Origin of the sequence: Vibrio sp. 10N.261.54.E10 (assembly GCF_002877735.2) — a bacterium.
In the GTDB taxonomy this organism is placed as follows: Bacteria; Pseudomonadota; Gammaproteobacteria; order Enterobacterales; family Vibrionaceae; genus Vibrio; species Vibrio crassostreae_C.
Map to the genome: position 1 here is coordinate 363,890 of NZ_MCXE02000001.1, position 18,852 is coordinate 382,741.

Annotated in this window: 14 protein-coding genes; 8 read left to right on the plus strand and 6 right to left on the minus strand. The window is 44.8% G+C overall.

Going from position 1 to position 18,852, the window contains the following annotated elements; translation table 11 throughout:
- Positions 1–105 precede the first annotated feature (105 nt).
- Genes BCU07_RS01530 through ureG form a run of 3 tightly spaced genes read left to right on the plus strand, consistent with a single transcriptional unit; the run spans position 106 to position 2,110 of the window.
- On the plus strand, positions 106–702 hold the full coding sequence (locus tag BCU07_RS01530) for a HupE/UreJ family protein (RefSeq protein WP_017079882.1): 597 nt from the start codon (positions 106–108) through the stop codon (positions 700–702).
- A 42-nt stretch (positions 703–744) separates the two neighbouring features.
- Entirely contained in the window at positions 745–1,425 is a 681-nt protein-coding gene (locus BCU07_RS01535; RefSeq protein ID WP_065584651.1) for an urease accessory protein UreF, read from the plus strand.
- Between the two features lie 46 nt (positions 1,426–1,471).
- Positions 1,472–2,110, plus strand: coding sequence for an urease accessory protein UreG (gene ureG, locus BCU07_RS01540; protein WP_017062498.1), 639 nt, complete (start codon positions 1,472–1,474; stop codon positions 2,108–2,110).
- Between the two features lie 93 nt (positions 2,111–2,203).
- On the opposite strand, the gene xseA is transcribed toward ureG, so the two are convergent.
- Entirely contained in the window at positions 2,204–3,550 is a 1,347-nt protein-coding gene (xseA, locus tag BCU07_RS01545) for an exodeoxyribonuclease VII large subunit (RefSeq protein WP_102428294.1), read from the minus strand.
- 244 nt (positions 3,551–3,794) lie between these two features.
- Here xseA and guaB point away from each other — a divergent pair, with 244 nt between their 5' ends.
- From guaB to BCU07_RS01570, 5 genes are all read left to right on the plus strand, one after another.
- Positions 3,795–5,258, plus strand: coding sequence for an IMP dehydrogenase (gene guaB, locus BCU07_RS01550; protein WP_017062496.1), 1,464 nt, complete (start codon positions 3,795–3,797; stop codon positions 5,256–5,258).
- Positions 5,259–5,636: 378 nt separating this feature from the next.
- A complete protein-coding gene (gene guaA, locus BCU07_RS01555; RefSeq protein ID WP_017059729.1) occupies positions 5,637–7,190 on the plus strand; it encodes a glutamine-hydrolyzing GMP synthase in 1,554 nt (517 codons plus the stop codon).
- Positions 7,191–7,514: 324 nt separating this feature from the next.
- On the plus strand, positions 7,515–9,212 hold the full coding sequence (locus BCU07_RS01560; protein ID WP_102428293.1) for a chitinase: 1,698 nt from the start codon (positions 7,515–7,517) through the stop codon (positions 9,210–9,212).
- A gap of 273 nt (positions 9,213–9,485) precedes the next feature.
- Positions 9,486–11,036 carry a Na+/H+ antiporter NhaC family protein gene (locus tag BCU07_RS01565; RefSeq protein ID WP_102428292.1) on the plus strand — a complete coding sequence of 517 codons (1,551 nt, stop codon included), beginning with the start codon at positions 9,486–9,488 and terminating at the stop codon, positions 11,034–11,036.
- A 528-nt stretch (positions 11,037–11,564) separates the two neighbouring features.
- On the plus strand, positions 11,565–12,158 hold the full coding sequence (locus tag BCU07_RS01570) for an acetate uptake transporter (protein ID WP_010440610.1): 594 nt from the start codon (positions 11,565–11,567) through the stop codon (positions 12,156–12,158).
- Between the two features lie 145 nt (positions 12,159–12,303).
- Here the strand turns inward: BCU07_RS01570 and BCU07_RS01575 are convergent, their stop codons facing one another.
- The 5 genes from BCU07_RS01575 to BCU07_RS01595 all read right to left on the minus strand — a co-directional run bounded on the left by BCU07_RS01575 (position 12,304) and on the right by BCU07_RS01595 (position 18,677).
- Positions 12,304–13,851, minus strand: a complete 1,548-nt coding sequence (locus BCU07_RS01575; RefSeq protein ID WP_102428291.1) for an alanine/glycine:cation symporter family protein — start codon at positions 13,849–13,851, stop codon at positions 12,304–12,306.
- Between the two features lie 470 nt (positions 13,852–14,321).
- Entirely contained in the window at positions 14,322–15,692 is a 1,371-nt protein-coding gene (locus tag BCU07_RS01580) for an MBL fold metallo-hydrolase (protein WP_102428290.1), read from the minus strand.
- Positions 15,693–15,838: 146 nt separating this feature from the next.
- Entirely contained in the window at positions 15,839–16,606 is a 768-nt protein-coding gene (locus tag BCU07_RS01585) for a 1-acylglycerol-3-phosphate O-acyltransferase (RefSeq protein WP_102428289.1), read from the minus strand.
- Between the two features lie 196 nt (positions 16,607–16,802).
- Positions 16,803–17,747 carry a hypothetical protein gene (locus tag BCU07_RS01590; RefSeq protein ID WP_102428288.1) on the minus strand — a complete coding sequence of 315 codons (945 nt, stop codon included), beginning with the start codon at positions 17,745–17,747 and terminating at the stop codon, positions 16,803–16,805.
- 72 nt (positions 17,748–17,819) lie between these two features.
- Positions 17,820–18,677: a helix-turn-helix transcriptional regulator gene (locus BCU07_RS01595; RefSeq protein ID WP_102428287.1), complete on the minus strand. Its 858-nt coding sequence runs from the start codon at positions 18,675–18,677 to the stop codon at positions 17,820–17,822.
- Positions 18,678–18,852 lie beyond the last annotated feature (175 nt).

Here is an 18,852-nt window from a genome sequence, read left to right on the forward strand (position 1 = left end):
AAGTAGTTATTCTACAATCAAAAATTATAACGCAGTTATCGAGCATTTTAGCAAGCTAGGGTGAGCAATTATTTACTACGATTGGTATAAAGCAAGGAACTCGCGATGAACTTTAAAACAGCTGCAGGCTTATGCACTTTCACAATAGCTTCTCTAACAACATCAACGATGGCTTTCGCTCACCCAGGACATGGGGCGCATTCAGTTCATGAGTCTCACTCGTTTATGTCTGGCTTAACTCACCCTGTGACTGGCATGGATCATCTGATCATGCTGATCGCTTTCGGTTTATTAATTGGCGCACTGTCATTTTCCACCAAGACAAAAGCAGCTCTGATTGGCGGTGGATTGGTGTCTTTAGTGGTAGGGCTTATCGCAGGCCAAGCCCTAGGTTTCTCTGTGATTGTTGAGCCTGCCATTATCGCTTCTCTGTTTGTCGTCAGCTTATGTTTATGGCATGTATTCTCACCATCAACCAAGCGTGTAAACAGCGTATTAGTTGCTTCGATTGCTATGTTGTTTTTCCATGGTTACGCACACGGCGTTGAAGCCGCGAGCAACCTGACTCAGTTCGCAACAGGCATGAGTATCAGTGCTTTGGCTCTGATGGTTATCGGTACTTTTGTTGGTCGCGCGGTTTACTCTAAATGGTTGTCAGTCGGCGTGGCTTCAGCAAGCGCACTATTGCTGTTAGGCGCGTAGGCTCTCGAACTTATTTGATTCTGGAAGACTGAGGGCACGATTATGACCACAACAGAAAATGTAGCCGTCTATCGTCTGTTTCAATTGATCAGTCCATCGTTGCCGATTGGTGGGTTCACTTATTCGCAAGGCTTAGAGTTAGCGGTTGAAGCGGGGTGGGTGACCGATCGCAACAGCATGGAACAGTGGCTTAATACCATCGTCAGTTCCAGTGTCGCAACTTTGGAATTACCTATCTTAGAGCGTCTTTATCACGCGCTAGAAAAGGGTGAAATCGATGAGATTGAGCATTGGTGTAACTACTTATACTCAAGCCGTGAAACCAGTGAATTGCGAGCGGAAGAAAAGCAGCGTGGGCATGCATTGAACACCTTGTTGAAGCGCTTGGATATCGATATTTCGCTGGTGGATTCTGTTGATAGTCATCCAAACCAATTGTTGGGCATGTGTATGGCGGCTCAGCATTGGGGTATTGATTTAGAGAGCCTCAAGCAGGGTTATTTATGGAGTTGGCTTGAAAACATCGTTACCGCAGGGGTCAAGTTAGTGCCTTTAGGTCAAACCGATGGTCAGTTGGCATTGATTAATATCACCAACACCTTTCCTGAGGTGATCGAAAAGGCCCGCACGATAGAAGATTGGATGATAGGCAGCTTTTCGCCTTCGATGGCATTAGCGAGTTCATTGCACGAAACACAATACACACGACTATTTCGTTCGTAGCGGTTAGCGCGAACGATGTAGCAAAAAGAATATAAGGAAGTAGACAATGGAAAGTTATAAGCAACCACTTCGAATTGGTATTGGCGGCCCGGTAGGGTCTGGTAAAACAGCGCTATTAGAAGTGCTTTGTAAAGCGATTCGCGACAAGCTCAATATCGCAGTGGTAACCAACGACATCTACACTCAAGAAGATGCCAAGATACTTACGCGAGCAGAGGCTCTAGAACCAGATCGTATTATTGGTGTTGAAACGGGTGGCTGTCCGCACACGGCGATCCGTGAAGATGCGTCGATGAACTTAGCTGCGGTAGAAGAGCTTGCCAAGCTGCATAAGAACCTCGATGTGGTATTCGTCGAAAGTGGCGGTGATAACTTGAGTGCGACGTTCAGCCCTGAATTAGCCGATCTTACCATCTACGTGATTGATGTAGCGGAAGGGGAGAAGATCCCACGTAAAGGCGGACCGGGTATTACGCGTTCTGATCTGCTGGTTATCAATAAGATCGATTTAGCACCATATGTGGGTGCGTCACTTGAGGTGATGGAGCAAGACACACAACGCATGCGTCCAACCAAGCCATACGTGTTCACCAACCTCAAAGAGAGCCAAGGGCTAGACTTCATCATCAACTTTATTGTGACTGAAGGGATGCTAACCATGAAGGAGCCTTCTACTACTGAGTAGGGTTGGAATAGGTTAGTTTTTTGAAAGCGTTAGATACTAAAAAGCCCTGTCGATTATCGATAGGGCTTTCTGGTTTGAAACGTTAGGTCGAACTTAAAGCTCGCTCTTAGTCACTCTTGTGGTCACTTGCGACTCAATCACACCGTCTTCAACTTGAGTGGTGATCACTTCACCGACTTCGACATCGTTAATCGATGATACCGTCTTGCTCGATTCTGAATGAGTAATGCTGTAGCCACGCTTTAGGGTTGCCAGTGGACTAACGGTCTCTAACTTCTCTGCAGCCATAGCGAGCTGGTGGCGAGTGGTTAGTAATGTCTTGTCCATTGCATCCAATAGCTTTTGCTCTGAACGTTGCAGATGCAGTTTCTGTTCGCCAAGGCGTTTCACTGGCGAGTTCAATTGAAGCTGGTGCTGTTTACGTTCAACACGCTGTGCATGCTGTTTTAGGTATTGAGTCATACCACGACGCAAACGCATATCTAGGTCATCAAGCTGCTGACTCTGCTTTTGAAGTTGGTAGCTAGGGTGTTGCTTCTCTAAGCGGTATTTTAACGTTTGAGTGGATTGTGCTTGTTTGATTAACACATGACGAATCGCACTCACCAAGCGAGCACGTTTAGAGGCATAAGCTTGCTCTTTATGACTGTTGTCACGGCTAACCAATTCAGCGGCTGCTGATGGCGTTGGAGCACGCATATCTGCCACGAAATCGGCGATAGTGACATCAACTTCATGGCCAACGGCGCTGATAATCGGTATTTGGCTTGCTGCAATTGTGCGAGCGACGATCTCGTTATTGAAACACCATAAGTCTTCTAATGAACCGCCACCACGACCAACGATCAATACATCACATTCGTCGCGCTCATTGGCACGTCCAATCGCTTGAGCGATCTGAATCGAAGCTCCTTCACCTTGTACCATGGTCGGATACACGATGACTGGCAATGACGGGTCGCGTCTCTTGAGAACATCGAGAATATCGAAGAGGGCTGCGCCTGTTTTAGAGGTGATGACACCAACGCATTTAGGGTGTTCTGGGAGAATTTGTTTACTGGACTGAGCGAACAAGCCTTCCGCCGCCAAGTTCATCTTAAGTTTTTCAAACTCTTGCTGAAGCTTGCCGTCACCTTCTGGCTGCATGCTTTCGATGATGAGTTGATAGTCACCGCGTGGCTCATAAAGAGACAAACGTGCTTTGACTAAAACTTGATTACCGTTCTGAGGCTTAAAAGTCACACGGCGGTTATTGCCACGAAACATAGCGCACTTAACTTGAGCGCGAGAGTCTTTCAGCGTGAGGTACCAGTGACCAGATACAGGTGCAGAGAAGTTTGAGATTTCACCAACGAGCCAGACTATTCCCATTTCGTTTTCTAATAGGAGACGAACCTCTGAGTTGAGGCGAGAAACAGTAAAGATGTTTGGATTAGTCATAGAAGCACTATCTTTCCTTGAAGGAAGGTCTTTCTTGGAATCTCACAGGGCGTGAGTATGGAAGATAGCGGCAATATAATACATAGCAAGGGGGTAAATGCAAATTAAAAATACAAAAATGTGTAGCCAAGCGATTTCGCCGTGCGTATAATCCGTCTGCAATATCAAATCCAAATCACTTTATTATGCGAAACGATAAAGTTGGGTTTACTCCTTTTAACACCTTTGTTGTGAGATATTGCAAATGCTACGAATCGCAAAAGAAGCTTTAACTTTTGATGACGTTTTACTCGTCCCAGCACACTCAACCGTTCTTCCGAACACAGCTGATCTTCGCACTCAGTTAACGAAAAACATTTCTTTAAACATCCCAATGATCTCTGCATCGATGGATACTGTTACGGAAGCACGCCTAGCAATTGCCCTTGCGCAAGAAGGTGGTATTGGCTTTATTCATAAGAATATGTCAATCGAGCAGCAAGCTGAAATGGTTCGCCAGGTTAAAATTTACGAAGCTGGTGTGGTTTCTCACCCAGTAACTGTAAGCCCTGACGCGACAATCGCTGATGTTGTAGCCCTTACTCAAAAACACGGCTTCGCCGGTTTCCCTGTTGTTACTGAAACAAACGAATTGGTTGGTATCATTACTGGCCGTGACGTTCGCTTTGTTACTGACCTTTCTAAGAAAGTTGATGTAGTAATGACGCCTAAAGCTCGCCTTGCTTCTGTTAAAGAAGGTGCAACTCGTGAAGAAGTTCAAGAGAAAATGCACGAAGCGCGTGTTGAAAAAGTTCTTGTTGTAAATGATGACTTCCAACTGACTGGAATGATCACTGCAAAAGATTTCCACAAAGCAGAACGTAAACCAAACGCATGTAAAGATGAGCGCGGCAGCCTACGTGTAGGTGCAGCTGTTGGTGCTGGTGCTGGTAACGAAGAGCGTGTTGCTGCTCTAGTTGAAGCTGGCGTAGACGTTCTACTTATCGACTCTTCACACGGTCACTCTGAAGGCGTACTTAACCGTATCCGCGAAACTCGCGCTGCATACCCTGATCTACAAATCATCGGTGGTAACGTAGCAACTGGTGCTGGCGCACGTGCTCTTATCGAAGCGGGTGTTAGTGCAGTTAAAGTTGGTATCGGCCCAGGTTCAATCTGTACGACTCGTATCGTTACTGGTGTTGGTGTTCCTCAAGTAACAGCAATCGCAGACGCAGCGGAAGTTGCAAACGAATACGGTATTCCAGTAATCGCAGATGGCGGTATCCGCTTCTCTGGCGATATCTGTAAAGCTATCGTTGCTGGCGCATCTTGTGTGATGGTTGGTTCAATGTTCGCTGGTACTGAAGAAGCACCGGGTGAAGTTATCCTTTACAACGGTCGTTCTTACAAGTCTTACCGTGGTATGGGTTCTCTTGGCGCTATGTCTCAAGGCTCTTCTGACCGTTACTTCCAATCTGACAACGCTGCAGACAAGCTTGTTCCAGAAGGTATTGAAGGTCGTATCGCATACAAAGGTCGTCTAAAAGAGATCGTTCACCAACAGATGGGCGGTCTACGCTCAAGCATGGGCCTAACGGGTTCTGCAACTGTTGAAGACATGCGTACTAAAGCTGAGTTTGTTCGTATCTCTGGTGCGGGCATGAAAGAATCTCACGTACACGATGTTCAAATCACGAAAGAAGCACCTAACTACCGTTTAGGTTAATAATACGTCCAAACGTTTGAATAATGTGCTGATTTAGTCGGCACATTAATATACCAATCGTAGTAAATAACTGGTCATCCTAGCTTGTTAAAAACCTCGATAACTTCGTTAGAATTTTTGATTGTAGAATAACTACTTATCAGAACTCTTTGTCGAATAGAGCAGCCTCGTTCTCAGGCTTTTTTCCTACGCTATTCCTGAACACTTACTTACTGTGATTGGTATTATATCTACCGCCTGTTTTGTTAAAAGTCCGATTGTCTCAAAACACGTGGTTAAAGATATCTAACGAAAACGTTTGCTTTATTTCTTGAAGAGTTAATCAGAGGTGAGTAAACTCACCTCCGTTTTATCACATAGCCAATAAGACTGCTTACAATGACTAAAAATATTCATGACCAACGTATTCTAATTCTAGACTTCGGTTCTCAATACACACAGCTAGTAGCTCGTCGTATTCGTGAGATCGGTGTTTACTGTGAACTTTGGAGCTGGGACGTAGAAGAAGCGGATATTCGTGAATTCAATCCAGACGGCATCATCCTATCTGGTGGTCCTGAAAGTGTAACGGAGGAGAACTCTCCACGTGCACCTCAGTACGTATTTGATTCAGGTGTTCCTGTATTCGGTATCTGCTACGGCATGCAAACTATGGCTGAGCAACTTGGCGGTAAAGTAGCAACGTCTACTGAGCGCGAGTTCGGCTACGCAGCGGTACAAGTGACTGGCGAATCTGCACTTTTCGCTGACCTTGAGTCTACTCAAGATGTTTGGATGAGCCACGGCGACAAAGTAGTTGAGATTCCAGCTGATTTCACAAAGATCGCTGAAACAGACACTTGCCCATACGCTGCAATGGCAAACGAAGAGAAGAAGTACTTCGGTGTTCAATTCCACCCAGAAGTAACACACACTAAAAACGGCCTGAAAATGCTTGAGAACTTCGTTCTTAACGTATGTGGTTGTGAAGGTCTGTGGACTTCAGCTTCAATCATTGAAGATGCAGTTGCACGTATTAAAGAACAAGTAGGTGACGACGAAGTTATCCTTGGTCTTTCTGGTGGTGTTGATTCATCTGTAGTTGCGATGCTTGCTCACCGCGCTATCGGCGACAAACTAACATGTGTATTTGTTGATAACGGCCTTCTTCGTCTAAACGAAGCTGAGCAAGTTATGGATATGTTTGGTGACCAGTTCGGCCTAAACATCATCAAAGTCGATGCAGAAGATCGTTTCCTTAAAGCTCTGGAAGGCGAAGCTGAACCAGAAGCTAAGCGTAAAATCATCGGTCACGTATTCGTAGATATCTTCGATGAAGAGTCTAAGAAACTATCTAATGCTAAATGGCTTGCTCAGGGTACTATCTACCCAGACGTAATCGAGTCTGCAGCATCTAAGACAGGTAAAGCACACGTAATCAAATCTCACCACAACGTTGGTGGCCTTCCTGATGATATGGAAATGGGTCTTGTTGAACCTCTACGTGAGCTGTTTAAAGATGAAGTACGTAAGATCGGCCTTGAGCTTGGTCTTCCATACAACATGCTTTACCGCCACCCATTCCCGGGTCCTGGTCTAGGTGTTCGTGTTCTTGGCGAAATCAAGAAAGAGTACTGTGATCTACTGCGTCGCGCAGATGCTATTTTCATTGAAGAGCTTCACGCTGCTGACCTTTACCACAAAGTATCTCAAGCATTCACGGTATTCCTACCAGTACGTTCAGTTGGCGTAATGGGCGATGGCCGTAAGTACGATTGGGTTGTATCTCTACGTGCCGTAGAAACTATCGACTTCATGACTGCTCACTGGGCACACCTACCATACGACTTCCTAGGTAAGGTTTCTAACCGTATTATCAACGAAGTTAACGGCATTTCACGTGTTGTTTACGATATTTCTGGTAAGCCACCAGCAACTATCGAGTGGGAATAATCTCTTAGAGATTTAACCAGCTTTGATTAAGATCTTAAGCCTCGAACTCAGTTCGGGGCTTTTTTCTTTTCGATTGATTATATTGATTCATTACATTAAAGGCTTATGAGCAATACCTCGAAATCAAATGAACAATAACTAGAAACCAAATGAGTTGGAAACTAGATATCAGCTCAAGAAACCATGAGACGCTTTGTTGTGTTGAGCCATATATCAAAAAGATCACTCGCACTTTTTATAAATTCACACAGCTACAGCTAGGCCACTTCACATGTGAAGCATACTCTTTGATGGACTTATTAAGGACAGATAAGAGAATCCATCATGTTAAAAATCAAATATTTGGCGACAGTACTGGGCTGCACTTTAGCAGCGCAAAGTCATGCGTCTTTGAACATTCAACCTGATCCGCAAAATCCGAATGGTTACCTTGTTGAAAAGTCGGCTCTACAAGCTGCTGAACAAGCGAAAACATCCGATCCTATGTATGCGATCTGGTCACAGGCCCTTCAAACTCGCCCGAATACAATCGTTGAAGCGATTGAACCCGGTTCCCCCTCCAACCCTGAAAACGTAAAGCGTGTAGAGCGCGTGTTCCCTCAATCGGAATGGAACTTCCTCACTCAGATGGCAGCGCCAGAATACACCTACACTCGCTTCTTACGTGCAATTGGCAAATTCCCAGCCTTCTGTGGAGAGTACACCGATGGCCGTGATTCTGATGCTATCTGTAAAAAATCCATCATCACGGCCTTTGCTCACTTTTCACAAGAGACGGGTGGGCATATCGCGATAGACAACACCTCTGATAATCCATTAGCTCTAGAAGAGTGGCAGCAAGCGCTGGTGCATGTTCGCGAAATGGGTTGGTCTGAAGGCCAAGAAGGTTACACCACCGGTTGTGGTCAGAACGATTGGCAGAATGCCCGTTGGCCATGTGCTGCGGGACAGGGCTACTTCGGACGTGGTGCTAAACAGCTTTCTTACCATTTTAATTATGGCGCGTTCTCTGAAGTGATGTTTGATGGTGACGCGACGGTGCTTCTCAACAATCCGGGCTTAATGGCGGACTCTTGGTTGAACTTAGCTTCTGCTATCTGGTTCTTTTTAACACCACAAGCGCCTAAACCGGCAATGCTGCATGTAATTGACCGAACATGGACACCATCTCAACGTGAATTGGATGCGGGTATTGGCTATGGCTTTGGTACCACAATCAACGTGATCAATGGTGGTATTGAATGTGGCGAGCAGAACAAAGACAAAGGCCAACCCGTTAACCGTATTCGTTATTGGGAAGGGTTAGCAGCGCACTATGAAATTCCGGTAGAAGCGGATGAAGCCAATACTTGTTGGCAGCAAACGCCTTACGGAAGCTTAAACCTCAACGGAGCAACGGATGTGTTGTACACCAACTGGGATGGTAACTGGAAATACTACGCAGACCGCCCAGAAGGTTACTCGTTTGAGTGTGAGCTTGTTGGTTTCCAAACTGCTTATTCCGCACTGGTGGCTGGCGATTACGAGAAGTGTGTGACCAACTTTTATGGTTCTCATGCGAGTTGGCCTGAAGTGAAAGTGGTCGATAAGCTGGATCCGGTAGATCCTGGTACTGATCCGGGTGGTAATGGTTGGAGTGCGACCAAGGTTTACAACGCGGGTGACCAAGTGACTCACAACGGTGCAACCTATGAAGCGAAATGGTGGACACAAGGGGATGACCCTACCAATGGCGGCCCTTGGAAATTGATTGCTGGAGAGCCAACACCACCGGTAGTGACAGATCCATCGCCTGTTGATCCTGCTCCGGTAGACCCTGCACCCGTTGAACCACCTGTGACAGAACCGCCAGTGGTTGTCGATCCATCTGAATTTATTACGTGGCAAGCCGGTGTTAGCCAAGTGAGTAATGGCGACAAAGTGACGCATAACGGCAAGTGCTTCGTGGCTAAAAACGGCCCGGGCGTATGGGAAAGCCCAGTTCAATCGAATTGGTTCTGGGATGAAATTAGTTGTAATTGATCGTCTGAATACTGAAAAGCGGTCTAACCGACGAGTTCAGTAGTACGACCATAATGATATAAATAATCAAAAGCCGAAAGTGTCTACTTTCGGCTTTTTTTCGTTTCGAACTTGGCTATTTAAGCAGGGTGATTGGTCTATTTGGCTATGTTGAAGCGCATTTAAAGACTAATTATCCAGTTAGAGGATAAAGTTCTGTACAAATGATGCTTGTGAATTTATATTCAAATTTAATTTATATTTATTCTCTTATTTTAGGGTTAAGGTGTACCTATGGAACAGACAGATATCACGTCACTCATCCCCATTGTGATTACTTTGGTGTTGTCATTGGCGACAAGGAATGTGGTGATAGGCCTTTTTGCTGGTGTGCTGAGTGGTGTTGCAATGCTGACTGGCATGTTTAGCGAACTTAACCCGCTTGATACGTTTGGTACCATGGTTAAAGGTTACCTAGTCCCTCAGCTTACAGATAGCTACAACGCTGGCGTGATTATGCTGTTGGTGTTCATCGGTGGTTTTGTCGCTTTGATGGAAAAGTCGGGCGGTGGTGTTGCGTTTGCCAAGCGAGTGACGGAGTGGGTAAGCAATAAATGCCAAGCGCAAATCTCTGCATGGTTTGGGGGAATCGTGATATTTTTCTCTGACTTAGGTACTCCGTTGATTGTTGGTCCTGTCTTTCGCCCTCTTTTCGATAAACTGAAACTTTCTAGACAGAAGTTGGCATTCATCATCGACTCTACATCATCACCCGTCGCGATCCTTATCCCTTTTATCGGGTGGGGCGTGTATATCATGAGCCTGATTCAAAAAGAGTTTACGGCGTTGAATGTCAATATGTCTGATTGGGATGCGTTCATCGGTGCGATTCCTTTTCAGTTCTACGCATTCCTCGCGATTTTCATCGTTCCGCTCGTGTCCGTTAAAGGTTTAGATTTTGGGCCAATGGCAAAAGCTGAGCGTGATTGCCAGGCGGGAATTAACTCTGGCGTGAATAACGAATCACTAAATCCGTTCTCGCATAAAAATGCAAAGGCATCTTTTGTCTGGGCACCATTGTTAGTGATGCTGGTGGTGTTGTGTGCCATGCTGGTACCACAAGGTTTCCCATTCCAAAAGGTCGCAGGTTCATCGTTCAGAGCTGCTTTATCATCGGCTTACTTCTTTGCGGCGATTACCTTAATCTCGCTAATGGCTTACTACGGTGTAAGAAAGCTTTCAGATGGTGTTTCTGTGTACTTAAAAGGTATGGGAAACATGATGCCAGTCGCGATCATCTTGGTACTGGCTTGGGCATTAAGCACCGTTGGTAAAGAGTTGGGTGCAGCGGCTTATATTGCTGAGCAAGCACAGAGCGGTTTCCCTTACTGGTTAGTACCTGCGGTCGCGTTCTTGCTGTCTGCCATTATCTCATTCGCAACGGGCTCATCGTGGGGAACCTTCGCGATAATGATGCCTTTAGTTATTCCAACCGCGATTGCGATAGATGCTCCGCTTCTCGTCGCGATTGGTGCCGTGTTATCGGGTGGCTTGTTTGGTGATCACTGCTCACCGATCTCTGAAACCACGATTCTTTCTTCAACCGGGGCTGGGTGTGATCAGTTTGAACACTTTAAGACGCAGCTACCTTACGCATTGATGAACGGCTCTATTGCTCTGATTAGTTTTGTAGTCGCAGGCTTTACGGGAAGTGCATTGGTTGTATTAGGTGCTCTTGTTGCTCAGTTGATTGTCGTGACGTTGTTAGCCAAGCGCGATGCGAGTAAAAACGCTTCTTCAGACGTTCAATCTCAAGTGTCTGAATCTAAACCACAACAAGCGTAATTTAATCTGTCCAAGTAGATACGAGATTTAATGGAGTAAACAAGTAACGAAAAGCTCGCCACCTGTTGCCTACGTTTGCTATTAAGGGGGCGCTTACTCAAATCTAAAGACTCTTTTCGCATCCCCATCTCTTTTATCGTACCTAAAAAAACCTCGTCATTCCCCACAGTAAGTAACGAACGTGACAGAGGGCTCTTGTGTGCCGCAAGTGCTCATATCGAAGAGTAGATTCCAGATATCCCGTCCCTCGATTCTAGAGTGACGTAGCACCAGGCTTTGTCTCATTGCCTCAACACTTACCTCACTCGTCATTCCTTACAGTGAGGAACGAACGTGATAGGGAATCTGTTTATTGATAGTTTCGGTGAATTGAATAGGTTCATTATGAAACCTATTTTCCATAAGATCATTTGTACAATCTTAGTTTTCGATAACTGGATTACCTAGTTGTACGGTTTATAGATTAAAATTTTCTGATAGTTTTTATCGCTTTTTTTTAATCAACCACTTTAATAAGGTAAATTCGTAATGTCGACCAAACTAGCTAACCCAGCGCCACTAGGCTTAATGGGTTTCGGTATGACCACCATTCTTCTTAATATCCACAACGCAGGTTTCTTCCCAATCGATTCTATGATTCTTGCAATGGGTATTTTTTACGGTGGTTTGAGCCAAGTTATCGTGGGCACTATGTGTTTCAAACGTGGTGACACGTTCGGTACAACTGCGTTTACTTCTTACGGCCTATTCTGGTTGTCTTTGGTTGGTTTGATTGTAATGCCTTACATGGGCCTTCCAGCAAGCCCTGCTGCATTCATGGGTTGGTACCTATTACTATGGGGTATCTTCACAGGCTTCATGTTCATCGGTTCTCTATGTTACCCAGTTGCGAAGCAAGTAGTATTCGGTTCACTAACTATTTTGTTCTTCTTGCTAGCCGCTCGTGATTTCACTGGCAGCGAACTAATCGGCACTATCGCTGGTTTTGAAGGTATCTTCTGTGGCGCTTCAGCTATCTACTTTGCAATGGCACAAGTAATCAACAACGAATACGGCCGCACAGTACTGCCTATCGGTGAGAAGAAAGCGCCTCAAATGGCAACACAAGAAATCGCTGCTTAATACTCTAACTCGGGAACAGTTAGTTTGTTATAAGCCATTTATTGGTTATGAATAAAACAAAAGGGGTTAGCCGAAATAGCTAACCCCTTTTTTATGCGTTATTAATAGCACTATTTGTTAAAGCGATCTATTTGCTAAGGAAAGCTTAAGCTGAAGGTTGCTCTACAGGTTTAGTGTCTGCAGCTTCTGCTTCTGGAGACTTGCCTGTTTTACGCTTGTACTTCTCTTCCCAGTAAGTTGCACCTTTAATGCCTAGTTTTACAGGGTTGAATGTGTACTCAGTTACGCCTTGTTTCTGCTGTTCTTCGTAGTCAGCTAGAGCTTTAAGCGCAGGCTTAGACATGAAGAAGATGATCAGAATACCAACGATGTTTAACCATGCCATCAAGCCAACACCAACATCACCCATTGCCCATGCAAGGTTCGCTGTTTTAACTGTGCCATAGAAAACGGCAGTGATAAGAACAAGCTTAAGTACGAACATCATGCCAGGGATCTTGATGGTACGACGTAGGTAAGCAATATTCGTTTCTGCGATGTAGTAGTAAGCAAGAATCGTTGTAAATGCGAAGAAGAACAGAGCAAATGCGATGAATGGCTTACCAATGCCTGGTAGTGCACTTTCAATAGCAAGCTGTGTAAATACAGGACCATTCGCACCGATGTTTGCTGCTAGGTTCTGAACAAGGAACACACCCTCAGCGCCGCCGTGAACGTTGTAAGCACCAGTGATGATGATCATGAACGCTGTAGCTGAACATACTAGAAGTGTATCGATGTAGATAGAGAACGCTTGTACTAAACCTTGCTGAGCTGGGTGATCAACACTTGCAGCAGCTGCCGCGTGAGGACCAGTACCTTGACCCGCTTCGTTTGAGTAAACACCACGCTTAACACCCCAACCAATTGCAGCACCGAAGCCTGCCATAGGTGTGAATGCATCGCCAATGATCATTGCGAAAACCGTTGGCACTTGGCCGATGTTTAGCAGAATGATAACGAACGCGATGATGATGTAAGCCAGTGCCATGAATGGAACAACGATTTGTGTGAAGTTCGCAATACGTTTAACACCACCAAAGATGATGAACGCTAGGATAATAGCAACTACAGTACCAGTGAAAATTTTAGCGAAACTGAATGTACCGATAGCTGTTTCAATCATGTCACCTGAGCCAAATGCAGCTTCTACAGCATTACCAATACTGTTTGACTGAACACCTGGAAGCAAAATACCACATGCAAAAATAGTCGCGATAGCAAAGATCCAAGCGTACCATTTTTGACCCATCGCTTTTTCGATGTAGTAAGCCGGACCACCACGGAACTGGCCTTCATCTTCTTCTTTGTAGATTTGCGCTAGCGTTGATTCTGCGTAAGCTGTTGCAGCGCCAAAGAAAGCCACTACCCACATCCAGAATACTGCACCTGGGCCGCCGAAACCGATAGCGGCAGCAACACCAGCAATGTTACCTGTACCGACACGGCCAGATAGAGAAACGGCCAGAGCTTGGAAAGACGAGATGCCTTTTGATGAGCTTTTACCCGATAGTAGCAAGCGCCACATTTCAAAGAAGTGACGGATTTGAACAAATCGAGTCATGATGGAGTAGAACAAACCTGCACCTAAACATAGGTAGATAAGTACTGGACTCCAGATTATTCCATTCAAAAAATCAACGAATGACTGCATGAGTATTTTCCCTGTTAGTTTTGCTTATGATTGTTTTTCGAACAACACAATACTTCACTTGTAACCCGAGTGTTAAATTATTTAACTGCCTATTAGGATTACTGTGACATAAAGCATGTTACAGGGGGTATTTGTTAACGCTTAGTGCTAATTTGATAATCGTCCCATTAAAATTGATATGCAATTAGTTGTTTTTAGTGTCGGTTTGTAAAGTGAATAAATAGTGATTAATACAAATTTTCGAAACTCACAATATGTGTCAGAAGGGAAAATAGAAGAAAAATGAGAGGAAACGTTGTTCAGTACTAATGACTGTTAACACATTACGACGGTAAAGACGCAAGAATATATCACCGATATAGTGAAATTAGGCAGGTTTAAGGGGAGGTATTATTTAAAATATCAGTAGTAATTTTTAGAACTTTCCGTAAGGATTACCGCAATCAGAAATCGTGAATCAATCGCCTGTTTTAAACGACTTTAAATCCTTTCCCAACCAAAGCTTGAGCGAACTCAGACTGAGTGTTTGGATCTCCGTGAATCAAATGTACCTCTTTGGGTGGCACGGTTATTTCTTCTATAAATCGATTGAGATCATCTTTATCAGCATGGGCAGAATAGCCAGACATGCCATGAATTTGAGCATTAACCTCAACGTCTTTGTTATCAATATAAACCTGCATTTCCCCTTGTTGCAGCTCTCGTCCGAGCGTCCCGTGCGCTTGATAGCTCGCTAAAATTACATCGGTTCGTTTATCGGGAAGCAAGGCAGATAAGTAGTTCATTATCCTACCACCCTGACACATCCCAGAAGCTGCGACCACAATCGCGGGTTCACCTGTCGACTTGAGGCGATTCACGATTTTCTTGTGCATTCTATGTCCATCGACGGTAATGCACTGCTCAAAAGCGAGTGGGTGGCGTTCCAGTTCAAGACGCTGCTTTGCTTCTTGTCCCCACAACTCTTTAAAGCGTCGGTATGAACGTGTCACTTTCTGAGCCATCGGAGAATCGAGAATAATAGGAATATCGCTACTGAGTTGATGCTCAAAGATCAGGTGCTCGATATCAAACAGCAGTTCCTGAGTTCTGCCGATACTGAAGGCCGGAATTAGAATAACGCCACCGTCGAGCAGTGAACGATCAATTATTGCTTTGAGGCGCTCAGCTCGCGTAGCGATATCATCATGAGTACTGGTGCCATAAGTGGATTCGATAAATAGATAGTCGGCTTGTCGTGGTGGCTTAGGATCGGGCAGAAGTGGTGTGTTACTTGGCCCTAAGTCACCAGAAAAGACTACCACCTCTTGGTTGGGTAACTTAATCTCGATATAGGCAGAACCTAAGATGTGCCCCGCAGGTTGAAAGCGAGCATACAGAGTATTTGGCCTATCATGATCCTTTCCGTTGTTTTGCTGTTTAGACGTGATTGGAAACCATTCCCCGTAAGGCTTGGGAGCAATCAACGAATGAATCTTTTTGAGTATCAGCTTCGACTGTTTATTGCTGAGTCCTTGCAGCTTTAAGCCATCCTCAATCATTAAAGGGGCAAGTTCAGCGGTGGCTTGCGTGCAATAAATCGGTTGGTTAAAGCCGCTGGCGAGTAACCAAGGTACTCGGCCAATATGGTCAATGTGAGTATGAGTCAGCAGCAGAGCGCTGAGGTGGGACGTTTCAAATTCAATATCAAGAGGGTGTGCGTCTTCCCCTTGAAGCTTTTTACCTTGAAGATCCAAACCTTGAAAAAGGCCACAATCGATGAGCACCGCTTGGCCTGAATCTCTTAGCTCGTGACAAGATCCGGTGACAGTATGTTTGCCACCATGGTGAATCACTTCCATCGTTTACTCCCATTGCTCTATAAAGCCGTTACGCCTGTTTTTATTTTGCGGATAAACGCCAGCAAGTAAAACGAGAACAATGAGAGTTGCGATCGTTGAGTGTCTTTTTAAGTCATTGAGCGATGGCTCAGTGTGTTCGTTGTGAGTTAGCTCGTAGAAGAACGGTCTGAATCCAACTCTGGTTTTTGCTGCGCCTCTAAACGAGCCACTTCGGCATCAAGCTCTGCTATTTTCTCTGCCATGAGTGCGTGACAGCGATTGGCCAACTCTCTCGCATCGCTAAGCTTGTATCCGGATACATCGATAGGTTCCAACATCTCGGTGATCACAATGCCATTATTGGCACGATTAAAGTCGATCTTATTGTGCGTGGTGCTAGTACACATCGGGGTGATAGGCACACCAGCTTCAATTGCCATTCGGAAAGCGCCTGTTTTGAATGGCAGTAGTCCACACCCTTTACTACGGGTTCCTTCCGGGTAAACCCAAACAGACAGATCTCTCTGATGAATCGCTTCCGCCACTTGCTTGATGGTATCGCGTGCTTTGGATTTGTCTTCGCGGTTAATCATGATGTTACCGGTGATCCAATACAGCAGGCCAAAGAAAGGCACGTACAACAAATCGCGTTTGCCCAATGAAACAGTGCGTGGTCTTAGCATTCCTGGATCGGTCACAAAATCCAATATGCTTTGGTGGTTAGAGATGTAGACGCTGTTTTCTGGTGTCGGGGCATTGTCTAGGCCGCGTTGCACCAGTTTTACACCGATGATCTTTTGGAGTTGGTTGAACCAATGACAGAAAACGTACACATGCTTGGGGTTCTTGGGGCTAAACAAGCAGTAAACAAAAGCACATAGAGTGGTGAAAATAATAAACACCGTAGCCAAAATAATACGAAGAACAGCAAGCACAATTCACTCCTTACTCACCGCAGATGGCAGTGATTAAATAGTTTTAGATGCTTGAAGTTTTCACTCTATTTAACCGAATTGCAACAATTAACTGTTATAGGGTTCTGTTTTTAGATCTTTATATAAAACAAGGACTAACAATGGGTGTTTGACACGATTATCGAGCTTACACGTGTTCACCAGTAATGGCTTATGATCACCAATACTGTTTATTTGGATCCAACTCTTCTACCCATTCAGGATCTTGACGCGACTCTAAATAGAGTTGTAGGCCGTTATAGGACATGAAAGCTGCAGGGCCGCCGAGGTGCTCGAAATAGTCAAAATACTCATCTTCGAGAGCACAAAGGTGGGCTAAATCTTTAACCTTGTTAGCCAGCGCCCACTGAATGGCAAATACAGGCGCTATTGAGCCTGAAATATTCACCTCTTCGACGTTTGGGTTAAACATTGAATTAGCTTGCTCAAGCAGTATCTCTTCTTGTTCAGACTCTTGTTGTAGTACCTCTTCGACGATCTCCGAGCGCTTGGTATTAGAGACATTCTTGTTCAGCTTGGTGATTCGCAGTGCGTAGCTAAACCTTTCTGATGAAACGATGTCGACAAGCTGCGACAACAGCTCTTTGTCTACGCCTGCTGCCTTGGTGAAATAGTCGATACATGAATTGATTGAGGCATAACGAGTACCGTCAAACTCAAAGCCACTGGTTTCGTCGTATACCTCAAGTGGGATGTCATCAACCGACAAAGGCCAGCCTTTATAATCGACGCGTTGCTTGGCGATTTGATACATCTTCCAAGCGCTGCGCCCAAACCCACCGAGCGTCGAACCCGAGAAATCAGAATCAATAAGCTCTTGCTCCGTCCAGTTCTCACCGATGCCAAGGTGCTTAGCGTACTTGTCTATCAGAGTGTGTTTTATCTGATCGCGCACAGACCAAATTGAGGTCAGATTCTTTGAATAGTTAATTCTCGCACACTCATTACAAGCCGGCAGTGCTATCGGTGAATGGCCAATCTTGGCAACTGCCTGCGCTGTCTTAGGAAATTCAACAAGGTTACTTGAAGGTTCACCACAAAACCAACAGGTGTGGCGCAGGTTGAATGGGGTATCTATGTGTGAGTATGTGTTAACTGTCAATTTTGAACCATTTCTGAGTTATCGAGATAAAGGTAGTGAGTATTTACCTATGGGGAATGTCTTGCTATACCACTATAGCAACCAGCGTTTTATATTCTTTGGATTCGCTAGGGTTAATTGGTACTTTTTTGGAGCTGAAGAGAGCTTCTTAGTATCTACGCAGACATCCAAACGTTTGAGCAAATACTTAATCAATGCTCGTCGACAGTCAATTGTAAATGGCGCATCATGCATCCCGTAGTCGACTTTCACTATTTGCTGTTGTGCTGGTGAAAGGTGTGGATTTGGGATGATTTCGATTATCTCTTCTGTTGCCCAATCTTCATCGTCTTCGATGTTAATCTCTGATTGGTTGAGCAGCTCAGGCTCACCTCTAAATCGGCTCAATACAAAGTCTAAGAACATCCTTCTTTCTTCGCAATATGCTCTCACATGCCAGCGAAATCCATCAAATACGATAGTGTGCGGGACAATATTTCTGCCTCGCCCTTCAGGGTTATCCATTGATACATACTCTATATCAACTCTGCGTCTTTCTCGTGCCGCTTGAAGAAGTCTACGAACGATTATAGGGGCTATCTGCCTGTCTGGGACTGAAAGGACAATAGAGTCTGCGAAACCCAGATCTTTTAAATTAAAGCCGTCTACATGGTCACTGTTGTATTTGTGTAGTAGTGACAAATACTCATTCGGAGTGCCTTTTGTAAACTTTGGCGCAAAATGATCAGTAAGTCGGTAGCCTTTAATACTACGATCATGAACAAGTGGTGGAGCAGAAAAGTGCTCTTGATAAGCTTTGATGTCTCTAGAGGCTTGCTGTCGCTTAATGTTGAAAGAGTTACATAGGTGATTAGTCGTAACGCGACCCTCCCACAATGCAACAACTTCGATTAATTTGAAGCGCAGTAACTGATCCCACTTTATTGTCATAACAATTATCTAATGCCTGAAAATGATACATGTTGATGTGTACAGAATATACGTACATTTTTTACATGGGTATAGTACACACTCAACGGTTAAAATTGCGGAGTGTTACGTAACGCAATGTAAGCTAAATCATACTTTTCTAATACTAAACACAATATTTGTTTGTAAAGCGAGT